The sequence below is a fragment of the Oxynema mangrovii CENA135 genome (assembly GCF_016632315.1).
GTDB lineage: Bacteria > Cyanobacteriota > Cyanobacteriia > Cyanobacteriales > Laspinemataceae > Oxynema > Oxynema aestuarii.
The window spans coordinates 787,095-801,092 of record NZ_JAEOXH010000003.1 but is presented as its reverse complement, the minus strand read 5'-3'; the positions used below and the strand labels follow the sequence as shown (position 1 = coordinate 801,092).

Here is a 13,998-nt window from a genome sequence, read left to right as displayed (position 1 = left end):
TGCCCCCAGAGCCGATCGCCAGAGAAATATACCTAATGCGGAGTAGAGCGGGCGATCGAGATTGCTTTAAACCTTGTCCGGATCGGGGGGGTAGCGATCTGAAAAGAAACGTTGTGTTTCCCTATCCCAGTTTTCGAGGATAACCGTGTGCCATTTCACCATCTGTTTCCGGGGTGCCGAGCCAGTTCGTCAACTGTCCCTCGAAAAACAGCTCATTTCCCCGGGATGAAACCCCCTCAAATGCAGACACCGCCGTCTACAGTCCCTTTCTCATCCCTGTCTGTTCTATACCAGTTCGAGAACAGGCAACCCGGTCGAACTAAAGTTTTCCAAAACTTGGGAGAGTCGAACTATAGAAAGCGGCGATGAATCGAGGCGATTCAACCGACACGCGGACTGTTCTCAACGTCCCTTGCGGTCTGTCGCTGAATTTTAAAGATGGTGCGTTACCCGAGGCAAAAACATGAACGTCAAAACTGCAAAAACCCCCAGCTACCGGACGAAAAATTCTCAAGTTTCCCAAGGACAAGCGACCCCGGCGGAGACGGATCGAGACGAAAATTCTACCCCCGAACTCAGCCCGGAAACGATCGCCCAAGGGATGAGCGTCGAGGAACTGACCGAGCAAGTATTCGACGAACTCAGCCAAAAACTGACCAACCACTCCAAGAGTGCCGCCGGAGTGGCCGATCGCATCGCTAAAGAAGTCGAGCGTATTTGTCAAAAAAGCAATCGCATTCAAAATTCCGGTCAGATCCATTCTTGGCAGTTGACCTTAGCCCGTCACCGGATGCAAAAATGCTTGCAATACCACAAACTCGGTTCCAAACAAGGACGGGTGGAACTGCACGCCCAACTTAGCTCGATGGTTTACCGTCACGTGGCGCCGATGCACTCTCGCCTGAGCTTCCAAGCGCGCTACAACTTGATCGAAGATTTCTTGCAAGGGTTTTACATCGAAGTGCTGCGCGCCTTCCGTCGCGAACACGACGTCGCCGAAAATTACACCCCGCGCACCCAGTTGGAATTGGCCGAATATATGGCCTTTACCGAACATTACGCCAAACGCCGGATTACTTTACCCGGTCGCTGCAACCAGCAGTTAGTGGTGTTGCGCGCTCAAGGATTCGCCCACGGTCAACCGCCGGAAACGTTGGTCGATATCGAACAAGCGGTGGAATATCCCAAGGGTGAAGATGCTCAGATTCAAAGTCGCTCCTATGCGGCGCAGCAAGTACGCGAGCAAATGGTGGCGGATACGGTGGATCCTTCGGAAGCGGTCTTGCGCGATCGCGTCATCCAAGAGTTGGTGCAGTATCTCGAAGCCCAAGGTCAATCGGACTGTGTGGACTATTTGGTTCTCAAACTCCAAGACCTCGCCGCCCCGGAAATTGACGAAATTCTCGGCTTGACAGCTCGCCAGCGCGACTATTTACAACAACGGTTCAAGTATCACGTCGAAAAATTCGCCCGTTCTCATAACTGGAAACTCGTTCACGAGTGGTTGGGGGCGGATCTGGATCAAAATTTGGGCATGACCCCCCAACAGTGGGATGAGTTCTGCAAGGCGATTACCGACGAACAACGCCAATTGATCGAACTCAAACGCAATGGCAGCAACGATCGCGAAATTGCCGACGCGATTCGATGCACGCCGAAACAAGTTCAAAAACGTTGGTCTGCCCTTCTCGAATTAGCGTGGCAAGTCCGCAATACTGAAAATAAAGGGAAGTGATGGCGAGTGAGATTGTATTTCGGGGCCATCTACACGGTCTCAGTCAACGGTCGGAGGTTGGAGTTGGCAGGGCGCTCATCTGGCCCGTCGGAGGGGAAATCGGGAAGGGGGAATCGGGAGTATTTAGGGCAACGATCCCGGCAACCAACCCCCCGATGCGGTAGGGAAGGGGCGCGGGAATCCTCAGAATTGTACGCGATACCGGGCCGATTCAAAGGCCGAGCCAAACAACCAAGCTAAGATCGCTTGGTTGTTTTTTTTACTGCCCGCGACGGGATTCAATGATTGGATTAAGTGACAAAAACTTGCCTTTTCGGCGGGGGCAATTTTCGGCGGGGGCGATCGCAGACCGTCTCCCGAGGAGAATCGCGCTGTTGCAACGCTTAGCACTGCCCTGGAATCCCTCTAGGTATTTTGGCTCGGTAGCGACAAGACCGAAAAAATTATTAAAATATGTAAACGCAACGAAAATCAAGTGAAAACAAATTTCCTCATCGGGAAGTCTTTATGTTTGTAAGCCATAAACGGCGATCGCCTTCCCGGAGCGATCGTCACTGATTCGTTCACAACAACGAGATTCAGGGGGTTTGAGATTTTTTGCCCGTACACACCAGACTTATAGATAGATTTATGAGTGTCAATCTGACTTGCAGTGCTGTATCGTTCGACCCTAGCATCGAGCGGCACGTTAGCGACCCCTCCCAAGATCGGGGGGCGCTTCAAGAAATTTTCCAACAGATCGACGCGCACAGTTGCCCGCGATCCTATAACTTCCACATGCACACCACCGCTTCCGACGGGCGCCTTTCCCCGGAAGCACTCATGCAGCAAGCGGTCGATATCGGTTTGCAAGGGCTAGCTATCACCGACCACCACAGTGTTACAGGGTACCAGATCGCCCGCCATTGGCTCGATCGCCGCGCCCAAGACCCCCGTCACCTCGCCGGGGAATCTGCCGACCTGCCTCAGTTGTGGAGTGGCGTCGAAATTAATGCAGGCATCCTCGATATCGAAGTTCACATCCTCGGATACGGATTCGACCCCGAACACGAGCGGATCCAACCCTACTTGAAAGGATATTCCGTGCGGGGCAAAGATTACGAAGCCAAACAGGTCATTCGTGCCATCCAAAGTGCAGGGGGTTTGGCCGTTTTAGCTCACCCGGCCCGTTACCGACGGCGCGGCCCCACTCAATTAATTCCCGAGGTCGCCCGCTTGGGAATCGACGGGATCGAAACCTACTATGCCTACGACAATCCCGATCCGTGGCGCCCGAGTTCCAAGCAAACCGCCCAAGTCAAACGACTGGCGCAGCAGTACGAGTTATTGCAAACCTGCGGAACGGACACCCACGGAGCGAATTTATTGATGCGCTTGTAGGGATTTGGGGAGATGGGATCGACTTTCTCCCCACTCCTGCAATGAGCTTGGCGATCGCCTCCAAGTGGACTATTCTTAGCAGTACAGACGAGACTCGGACTCTGCGATGGAGCGATCGAGCCATGTTAACGAAAACCGAGTATTTTCGATAAGATCGTCTGAAAAATTACCCTGTATTAACGAAATTGATAACATCGCTGACACTTCGAGAGCGAGTCAGTTGTTTGTCAAGGTAAAAACCAAAATGCGTACTCGATTCAAGCGCGATCGCCCATTGTGAAAAGTTAGTCGAACCTTGTAACATGATGCGATCGTAGGCGCGACGTCAACTTAACCGAGTCAGTTACTTCTCTCATGAAATACGCCGGATTGAAACCGAAAACTTGCGGGTGACCCTCGAAAATTTCTTGACGGTCGTAGTGCGTTTAATGTAAGGTGCGATCGTCGATCGCCTGCTGTTGCATAGATAACTTCAATTGGCGAAAGATTTGCACTGATTTGGGTTGAGATCGTCTTTCACTACCCATTCACACAACGACTGGCAAATGCGCGCCTCCAAGGAGAATACTCCTAGCAATAGAGCGATCGCCGCAGTCGAGCATTTGACAAGTCAATGAGAAGATTTCCTAACTTTCAGCTACTCCATGCCCGCATTTGGAGGGGATTTCTAGCATTTTTGGCATTTTGGGGACTGTTGGGACTGTTGGGATTGTTGTTACCCCTCCCCACTCATGGGTTAAGCGTCGAGGACGTTCCCAATCCGCAACAAGAATATGGGGGTTGGGTCGCGGATCTGGCTCAGGTTCTCACTCCCGACACGGAAGCACAAATCGATCGCCTAATTGACAATTTAGAGGCAAAAACTGGGGCTGAAATGGCCGTGGTTACCGTTCCAGAAACGGCACCGTCTCCCTCTCCCAAACAATTTGCCACCGAACTATTTAATCACTGGGGAATTGGCAAACAAGAAGAAGATAACGGGGTTTTATTTTTAACCACTCTGAGCGATCGCCGGGTGGAAATTGAAACCGGATATGGAATCGAGCCGATTCTTCCCGATGCTGAAGTCGGTAATATTTTAGACCGTTATATTCTGCCGAAACTCAAAACCGATGATTTTAATGGCGGCATTTTAGCCGGGACTCGCGCGATCGTCGAGAAATTAGAACAAGAATGGCTATTATCTCAAGCAGAATCTCAAGCAGAAATTAATAATATTGCAGACAGCGATCGCTCTACAACGGTTTCGCGATCGCCGCTCGCCTGGATCCGAATAATTGGTGCTGGCGCGATCGGGATTGCCAGTTCGATCGCGATCGCCCGTAAAATATCCAACAACAATCGACTCGAACCGACCGGGCGATCGCGCTACAAAAATGATTCAGCAAAGGGCGATCGTCGGGGGTCTTTTTTCTATCGCGCCAATTTTATCGCCGTTTTTTGTTTCACGATTTTAGTCAACTCTTTATTTCCAAATTTAGCTAATTTTTGGTTTATTTTAATCGCCCTTCTCCTTTTAGCTTGGATTGCCAAAACTTACAGCTTTATTCCGGGATTTGAAGTCTTCGTAGGGACGATAGTAGCGACGAGCATAATTTATGTCTTTTTAAATGGTTTTATCGAGCCTTTATTCGGCTTTACATGGGCAAATTTTGTATTTTACCCCTTAATTAATGCTACCTTCGCGAGTTTTCCACTCTCAAACTTACTCGATCCTCAAAAATCCTTTTTAACCAATTCAAATAAAAAATATCGCTGCAAAAAATGCGGTCGGCTCATGCAACCTGTAGATTGGCAAACTCTAACGGCTTATTTAAGCCGACCTCAAAAAGTCGCCGTAGATTTAGGCAGCCTCAAAATAGAAGGATGGCAGTGTTCCCAGTGTAGTTCGCCATTTGAATTACCTTTTCATATTTGCATAGATCGCCTTCCAGATGAGCGCGATCGCTTTAAATTTTGTCCTAACTGTCAAGAATTAACGGTGGTTGAAGACTATAAAACTACTGTTATGCCAACTGATTCACAGCCGGGAAAACGCAGATTAATCGCGGAATGTCAGTGTTGTGACTATAAACAAGAGCGCGAAATCACAATTCCCCCTTATTCCCGTTCTCGCCGTTCTTACCGAAGAAGTTCGAGTCGCACTCACCGCAGTGGTTCCGGTTATACCGGGGGCATTTTTGGTGGCGGATTTGGTGGCGGTGGTGGCGCCAGTGGCGGTGGCGGCGGTTCCGGGGGTGGCGGTGACTTTGGTGGTGGGAGTTCCGGTGGCGGCGGTGCAGGCGGAGATTTCTAACTAGAAAATTGCCATAGCACCCCAATCTTCAAAAAGTGGGAAAATTGAATTATTCGATGGGCAATTCAATGATAAAAGTGGCCCCCGTGTTTCCCTCACTTTCGCAATAAAGGCGACCGCCATGCTTTTCGACGACAATTTGATAGCTGATGGACAGTCCCAATCCGGTTCCTTTTCCGGGGGGTTTGGTGGTAAATAAATAATCAAAAACGTGGGTTTTCACTTTCTCGGGAATTCCCGGTCCGTTATCCGAGATGCGAATTTCAACTTGCTTTTTTTCGGGAAGTTCTCGGGTTGAAATTGTAATGATATTAGGAGATTCGAGCATCTCATCCCAAGTTCGTCCATCGCTATATTCGTCTAACGCATCGATCGCGTTGGCGAGCAAATTCATAAATACTTGGTTGAGTTGTCCCGGATAGCAAATCACTGCAGGTAATTCACTATATTCTTTGCAAATGTCGATAGTCGGACGAAATTCGTTCGCTTTTAAACGATGTTTTAAAATCAATAAGGTACTGTCGATCCCGTCGTGGAGATTAAAGGCGACTTTAGTAGAAATATCCGCCCGTGAAAAGGTTCTTAATGAATTGCTTAAATGATAAATGCGATCGGTTCCTTCTTTCATGGAGGCGACGAGTTCGGGAACGTCGGCGACGAGGGATTCAAAGTCAACTTCGTTAAGTTTGGCGCTAATCTCTTCGCCGGGATCGCTAAATTTATCTCGATATAGCTGGATGACTTCGATCAGTTCGCTGATATAATCTTCGGCGATCGCCACATTTCCTGCAATAAATCCGACGGGATTATTCATTTCGTGAGCGACTCCAGCGATGAGCTGACCGAGAGCGGACATTTTTTCGCTTTGAATTAATTGGGTTTGAGCTTGTTGGAGTTGATATTGACTGTTGCGTTGCTGCTGAACCTGCTCTAAGGCGCGATTCATCGTAATTTCTAAATCTTCAAAATCGATCGGCTTGTTGAGAAAATCAAACGCCCCTCGATTCATCGCCGTTCTAATATTTTTCATGTCCCCATAAGCCGACAGAACGACGGTTTTAATGACATGACCGAGATCGTGAATTTTGTCGAGTAAAGTCAGACCGTTCATTTCCGGCATATTAATGTCAGTAATGACGACCTGAATATCAGGCTCTTCTTCAATTTGTTTTAAAGCTTCAACCCCATTTTGAGCAAAAAAGAATTCGTATTCTTTTTTACGCAACTTTCGTCTGAACTGTCGGCGAATCAGACTTTCAAGAGAGGGTTCGTCATCGACAAATAAGATTTGCGGGGCTTTTTGCTCTTCCATGTCTATATTGTTGAAGATCGATTAAATCATTTTTTAGGTAAAAAGATAATGAATTCCGTATGAGAATCGACTTCGCTTTTAACCTGAATGTCTCCTTGATGGGCTGCTACGATCGTATCATAGGCGATCGACAAACCCAAACCCGTCCCTTCCCCGGGGGGTTTTGTGGTAAAAAAGGGATTGAAAATTTTATCGATAAATTCGTCAGAAATACCGACGCCATTATCGCGAATATGGATTTCAATACCGCCTTCTAAGTTAACCGTTTTAACGATAACCAAGGGGACGAAACTGTCCCCAATTTTTTTCTGCTTGGCATAAGCAGCATCGCAGGCATTGGTTAGAATATTTAAAAAGGCACGACTAATATATTGAGGAACCACATAGAGTTCGCCAATCGAATTATCGTAGTCGGTTTCTAGGGTCATTTCAAAGCTTTTGTCGCGAGCTTTGAGACTGTGATAAACTAGCTCGACGCTTTCTTTAAGAAGGGCATTAATATCGGTAGATTCCCGATGCCCCGTTTCATCATTCTGGGCGTGCATCAACATCCCTTGAATGATTTTTTCAATTCTTTGCCCGTGGCTACTAATATCGGCGATACTTTCTTTTAGTTCTTCAAAAATATCGTTAATTTCTTCGACAGATTCCTCCTCTAAATATTCTAATTGAGGCTCTAATTCTTCTATAATTTCTTCGGTCAATTCGACCGAAATGCGGGCGAAGTTATTGACAAAATTAAGTGGATTTCTGATTTCGTGAGCAATTCCAGCAGCTAGGGAGCCCAAATAAGCGAATTTTTCTTGAGCGATCATTTGCTTTTGGGCGGCGGTCAGTTTTTCGAGAGTATGTTGTAATTGTTCGTTTTTCTCTCTTAATTCAAAGGTGCGCTGTTCGACTTTTATTTCTAGGGTTTTAGCATAATCTTCGATGCGTTTGTGGGAGATTTTTAAATTATCCCAAAGGGTGTATCCGGTGTTAACAATTGTGGCGGCAAGGAGTGAGAAAAAGGCGGGAATAATGGGAATCCACCAACTGCTGAGAAAGGCGAGATAACCGATCGCGAGGAGACTCGTGCTGGCGATCGCGATCCGGCTGCCCGTCCGTGGAAAAGAGATTTTAGCGAGGTCATTTTCATAGTACCACTGACAGATAATCGTGGTTCCGATCGCACTCCATGCCAAAATCCAAAGCCATTCGAGTAGTTCGGGCCAAGTTTTTAATTGCGATCGCCCTTCCAAGGCTCCTGCAATAATTTGACTGGTTAAATTGGCATGAACCTCGACCCCCGCCATAGCTTCGGGAAGCCCCATAAAATCGCTGCTGTAAGGAATCAATAAATAGTCTTTTAAACTTTCGGCAGTCGAACCGATTAAGATAATGCGATCGCGGAAAAAGTCCGAAGGAATGCGCTCTTCTAAGACTTCAAATAAAGACACGCGATCGAAGGTATGACTCGGCCCTCGAAAATTCAATAAAACTTGATAGCCGCTATCTTCCGCTCCTACGTAGCCGCCGTCGTTAGAAGAAAAGGGAGAAAATGAAGTTTTACCCAAAACAATTCGGGTTTCTCCTTCCATTTTCGGTTGGATGCCCCGCTCTTTTAAATAAATCCAAGCCAACCGAAAAGCCAAACTATAAATAATATTGCCATTTTCATCATCTAAGTACAAAAAAGCCCGTCGAATCTTGCCATCGGCATCCCAGGGAAAATCGTTGGCGGCGACGCGATCCAAACGCGCGAGAACGGGAGGCGGCGCGACCCCTTGACGGTTGCGATCGCCCACCGCTTTTCTAATACCAATTAAATTCGGGGTCGATTCAAAAACTTCAACTAATTCATCGTAACCCGGGTCTACGGGTAAGTCGCGATAAATATCCAAGCCGATCGCGGCGGGATTTTGGGCTTTAATTTTATTGAGTAATTGCGCCAACAAGCGATCGGGAATTGGCCAGGTTCCGACTTGGCGCAAGTCCGATTCGGTAATACCGACGATCGCGATGCGTCGGTCCGGATCTTCCAAAGGGCGCCAATCAAACCAGCGATCGAACAAAGACAATTCCAACATTTGAAATAAGCCGATCGCCCGCAATACGATCAAAGTTATCCCCACCGTCGGGGCGATCGCCAGAATCCGGCGCCATTGTCCTTGTTGCGCTCGCAGTTTTTTCCACATACGGTCCAGGCTAAAATTGGCACTCAAGGCGATTGGAATCGGTAAGCCGTTCAATCCCATTTCGATTCTAAAGCCCAAATTTGAAAGGGTCGAACGGCTCACAACTTGCCTCTGGACTGAATATAGCCGCTCGAAATCGGCGATCGCTCCCCATCACTTCCCTGAAAGACCCCGAGATCGGTTCTCGGAGAGGATCCCCAAGCGGGTTCCAACCCCTTACCAAGGGCTACCAATGGTCGTAAACCCAGCCCAATAATAGGGATGTACCAAGGTTTTAAGATGGCTGCCACTAAATTCGGGGGGTAAGGAAATCGTACCGAAACTGCCGACGAGTTGACCGTCCTTGAGATACAATTCGCCGCGCAACATGGCGATTTGGGCTTCCCGTAAGGCTTGCGCTTTAAGCGGTACCGATCGCAACGAATGATAAAACTCGCTCATCAGTCCCAGGGTTCCGGTATCGTTGGCATACCAGAGACTGGCGATCGCCGATTTGGCGCCCGACTGCACCGCCAACCCCGCAAAGCCAAATTCCGCCTCGCGATCGCCTAACGCCGTGCGACAGGCGCTGAGGACGAGCAATTCCACCGGGGGATCGTGCCACGGTAAGGCGGGAATGTGATCGAGGCGTAACTTTTTATCCCATAACTGGAGATAAGACTCTTGGATCTGACCTTTACTAAATTGTCCGTGGGTGGCGAGGTGAATGATTTGATAAGGAAACTCCTGCCGTTGTTCCTTTAAATTTTCTAAAGTGACCGCTTGATTGAGGAAGGTTTTCCCGGGCCAAATATTTTCGGCGATCGTGCTAATTTCCAGGGGAACTGCAGGTAAGGGGGGCTGATCCTGGAATTGGGAAACCCCCATCGCCAAGATTGACGCATTGTTTAACGACTGGTAGCGGGTATCGACCAGATGCAAACTGGGAATCAAACTGAGATTGTAGCGTTCCACTAAGAAGGCATTGCCATCGTGCAAGGCGGCGAGGGGAAGACTGCGTAAATGCTCGTCCATGCTGAAGATCAGCGTATCGATCTCCAGCCGTTCTAAATCGTCGGCGAGGGGGGCGAGCATCCAGTTGTAAAGTTGTTGGGACGGTTCGAGATAGCGATCCGTGCGCCGTTGGATGGGACTGACGATGCGATCGAGGAACGTCCGAACCTCTTGCAAAAGCCGAATTTTGGGGGCTTCGACGATGCGCTTGTAAATGGGATCGCCGACGAGGGGCACGAGAACCACTTCTAAATAGTCCGATCGCACGAAAGTATAAATAATCGCCGAGCGATCGCCCGTCAGTTCCGCCATTTCTTGCTGGCGCAGTTGCATCGCCGGAAAAGACAGGTAAGGATTGGTGGTTTTGACCCCTAAAAAGCTCTCGAACTCTTCGCTGTAGAAGCGATCGAGGGTTTCGATCGCCCCGGGAATATCCCCTCGGTCGAACAAGTTTTCGATCTCGCTACGGGTTGCCAATCGCAGAACCGGGCGATTGTTCAAATTGTTGTTGACCCGATCCCCGAGAACCCCACGATCGCCCATCTCGCGATCGCCCCACGAATTCCCCTGAGTTGACCCACTCGGATAACTCGGATCCACCTGTAAAATCTGCTCCGGTTGTACCGCATTCGGTCCTTGGGCGATCGGCGGTTGGGCCACGGGGTTGTTGGGTGGCGGTTGAGCCGGATTTTCCGGTGCGGGGTTCGGATTGGAAGGCAACGGCAACAGGGCATCCACCGGAATCGGCGCATTCGGGTCGATCCCGCCGATCTCCGGAATCGATCCATTGTCCGGGCGATCGCCCGTCGCCCTCTCCGGAAGGGGGGACGTCTCGGGAACCGGAGGAACGCTCACTCCCTCCATCGGTTCCGGACTCACGGGGTTGGGCGCTTGAGATCCGATCGTCGGGTCGATCTCGCGATCGAGTGCCACGGGGAAATCAGCCCGTTGGGGTGGCGTCCCGTCGTTGTCAATCGGGGAATCGCTAGAGGAATCCTCAGTTTCCGACAGGGGGGCAATGTCCGGCGCAGGTTCGATTTCTATCGGTGGAGGAATCGGAATTGTCGGTTCGGGAGTCTCGTTATCGGGAGTCTCGTTATCGGGAGTCTCGTTATCGGGAGTCTCGTTATCGGGAGTCTCGTTACCAGAATTCCCATTCCCCGGAGTATTGGGCGTTGGGGGTTCCTCAATATTAAATACCCCTGCGGTTCCGGTCGCCGTATTACTCGGCAAATCGATATTTACCGGGGTCGTGTAAGCGTCGTAATTGAGATAATCGTTGCCGTCGCGACCGTCGATGGTACCGCTAAGGCGCGCGCCGTCATTAAAAACAAATAAATCGTTGCGGTTTCCAGCCACTAGGTTTTCGATATTTTCAAATCGTAAACCGTTGGCATAGCCGCTCACCGTGCCACTGTTGACCCCAGACAGCGTCCAGGTCGTATCCCGATCGCCGCCGAAGAGCGTGTCGCCGCCTCGGATGAGTACCGGGAGGTTGAAGGGGTCGCTCGTTCCCAGACGCACGTCTGCGGTCGAGTCGGCAGTCCCGATCGCGATTTGCTCGAACCCCGAGGCGATCGCACTCAAGGTATTGCCGGAGAGTTGCAAGGCGTCGGAATTGCTCGCCGTGGTTCCCACTTCGATATCGCGATCGCCTTGTGGGGGTTGGAAAGAGACTTGTCCGGTTCCCGTCACTGAATTGGCACCGCCAGACAGGGCGATCGCGTTGGCAATTAAGCTTAAATCCGAAGCAATAACATCCCCTGCAACGTCGATCGTTCCCGTGTTGGCGTCGATGGCGATCGCTCCGGCGACGCCTTCCTCACTTCCGGCGAGCAACTCTCCGGTCTTGATATCTCCCCCCTCGCTATCGAGGGAGATATCGCCGCCAATTCCCGACAGCGAACTCGAATCGAACGTCCCCGTAATCACTTCGATCGCGCCATCTCCCCCGGCGGATACGGCGATCGCCCCCCCAGTTCCGGCGCCACTCGAATTCGAGGTCAGATCGCGAGTGCGAATATCTCCATTTCCCGTCCTCAAAGTAATGGCACCGCCATCCCCCGCTTGCGAACTCGAATTGAGCACGCCGGGATTGATATCGATCGCCCCGTCTCCGGTCGTTTCCAAGAGAATCGCGCCCCCAGATCCGTTGTTGGAGGTCGCGGTGAGGTCGTTGTTGGCGATATTAATCACGCCATTTTCCGTACTCAGGGTAATGGTTCCGGCGTCGCCATCTGCCGCGCTAGTATCGATCGCCCCCGACGCTTGCAAGCTAATCTCGCCGCTTCCCGTAGTAGACAGGCTAATCTCGCCGCCGGAGTTGTCCCCTGTTGCGGTAGCGATCAGCTCCCGCGCCGTGACGTTGCCCGAACTGCCGATTAAGGAGAGATTTCCCGCGTCTGCGTCTTCGAGAGCGGTATTAATGATGCCGACTTCAACGCTAACCCCCGAAATCGTCAAATCTCGCCCTTGGGTATTGATTTCGCTATTTTGACTCATCGAGAAAGCGCCTTCCCCGGACTGGTCCGCATCGGCGGTAAAGACGATCGACCCGCCGGGAACGAAGGTCAAATCGACGTTATTAGCGATCGTAATATCGTTGGTGGCTTCGAGAATAATATTGCCGGATAATTGTTCGAGGGTAGAGGCGCTAATGTCGATATCTTGATTTTCGCCATCTTCCTCCGTACCGAAGAAATCGTCTGCCAGGATTTGTGGGGGTTCCTGACTCAACGCCTCATCGACCCCGGGAGAGCTGTCGCCACTGACGATCGCAATATTTCTCGGATCGAGCAGGAGCGTCCCCCAGAGGCCCTCTGGGGCGCTCAAATCGGCGCTCCCGTTAAAAATGAGCCGTTCTTTGCCGGAAATTTCCACAAAGCCACCATTGCCGCCCTTGCCGACCCCTCGGGCTTCGACCGTTCCGCTAAAGCGGGTGAGATCGTCGGCCCAGATGATAATCCGACCGCCATTTCCACTGGAATCGGCGCCCGCGATCGCGTTAGCTTTGACCGTCGAATTCGAGCCGATCGCACTCTGGCGGGCTGTGGGGAGGGTGCCGCCGCCGCGCAAGTCGCCCCCGATCCAGATGTCGCCACCTCCGGCGATACTCGAAGCATCGATCGCCGCGTCCAGGACGCCGACGCGATCGCCCAACACCTGAATTGCGCCCGGGGCGATCGTCCTTTGGGTATGGGCGACGCTGAGATGACCCGAGGCGATCGTCATCCCCGCTTCCGGCGTAATTTTGGCCGTAGAACCGCTCAAACTCACGGTTCCGTCCGGATTGAGGCGAACCCCGGTAGCGTGGCTCAACTGGCCTCCCGTGAGCAATTCGGCCAGATCGGGAGGGGTCAACAGAGGGTTGGCGGCCCCTTGAGCGTCGAGGTCCAAGCTCAAGACCATCCCGGTTTGACTGAGGCGGACGATGCCTTCCCCGGGAACTGCAGCGAGAGAGATTTGACCCCCCGGGGCGCTGAGGGTTCCGGTATTGATGACCGTGGCGCCGCTCAAGCTGAGGGTGGCTCCCGGAGTGACCGCCAAGTGACCTGCATTGAGAGTGACCCCGGGGCGATCGCGATCGAACGCAAAGGCATTGGGCGAACCGAGCAGACGGTCGAAAACCGGAGCCTGGGAAACATCGAACCAGCCCCCCTCAAAGCCAATCCCCGTGGCGGTGGTGGCAAAAAAAGACGCCGGAACGTCCAAACGGGCTTGAGACCCGAAGACAATTCCGGCAGGATTGAGCAAATAGAGATTAGAATTGCCCCCGCTCACTTGAAGCAATCCGTGGATAACCGAGGGATCGCCACCGACTACCCGAGTTAAGATGTTGCGAATCTGGGGATCCGACAAAAAATTCGCCGTTTGACCCGGATCTAGCCCAAACTGCTCGAAACTGTGAAACAGGTTGGCACCGTCAGGCGATCGCCTACCGCCATCAATATCAAAACGGTTGCCGTCAGGGGTAACGACGGTTCCCGTACCGTCCGCCGCCGGGATCGGAGTTTGCGTCCGCCCCGGCCCGGCCCCCAAAATGGTCAAACAAATCGGTAAAGTCCACAACCAACGGTGATGGGTTACCCGTGACGACACGATGGTT

The 13,998-nt window shown here is 51.2% G+C and carries 6 protein-coding genes; 3 read left to right on the top strand and 3 right to left on the bottom strand.

Features of this window, described 5'->3' with window-relative positions:
* Window positions 1-601 precede the first annotated feature (601 nt).
* The 3 genes from JJD41_RS22805 to JJD41_RS22795 all read left to right on the top strand — a co-directional run bounded on the left by JJD41_RS22805 (window position 602) and on the right by JJD41_RS22795 (window position 5,411).
* A complete protein-coding gene (locus tag JJD41_RS22805) occupies window positions 602-1,735 on the top strand; it encodes a HetZ-related protein (protein ID WP_370583942.1) in 1,134 nt (377 codons plus the stop codon).
* A gap of 630 nt (window positions 1,736-2,365) precedes the next feature.
* Window positions 2,366-3,115, top strand: coding sequence for a PHP domain-containing protein (locus JJD41_RS22800; protein ID WP_200669854.1), 750 nt, complete (start codon window positions 2,366-2,368; stop codon window positions 3,113-3,115).
* 676 nt (window positions 3,116-3,791) lie between these two features.
* Window positions 3,792-5,411, top strand: a complete 1,620-nt coding sequence (locus JJD41_RS22795; RefSeq protein ID WP_234489072.1) for a TPM domain-containing protein — start codon at window positions 3,792-3,794, stop codon at window positions 5,409-5,411.
* Window positions 5,412-5,460: 49 nt separating this feature from the next.
* Here JJD41_RS22795 and JJD41_RS22790 read toward each other — a convergent pair whose 3' ends face one another.
* The 3 genes from JJD41_RS22790 to JJD41_RS22780 form a co-directional block, all read right to left on the bottom strand.
* A complete protein-coding gene (locus tag JJD41_RS22790) occupies window positions 5,461-6,723 on the bottom strand; it encodes a hybrid sensor histidine kinase/response regulator (protein ID WP_200669850.1) in 1,263 nt (420 codons plus the stop codon).
* A 26-nt stretch (window positions 6,724-6,749) separates the two neighbouring features.
* Window positions 6,750-9,002: a CHASE2 domain-containing protein gene (locus JJD41_RS22785; protein ID WP_370583932.1), complete on the bottom strand. Its 2,253-nt coding sequence runs from the start codon at window positions 9,000-9,002 to the stop codon at window positions 6,750-6,752.
* Window positions 9,003-9,116: 114 nt separating this feature from the next.
* Entirely contained in the window at window positions 9,117-13,991 is a 4,875-nt protein-coding gene (locus JJD41_RS22780; protein WP_200669848.1) for a CHAT domain-containing protein, read from the bottom strand.
* Between the last annotated feature and the right edge of the window lie 7 nt (window positions 13,992-13,998).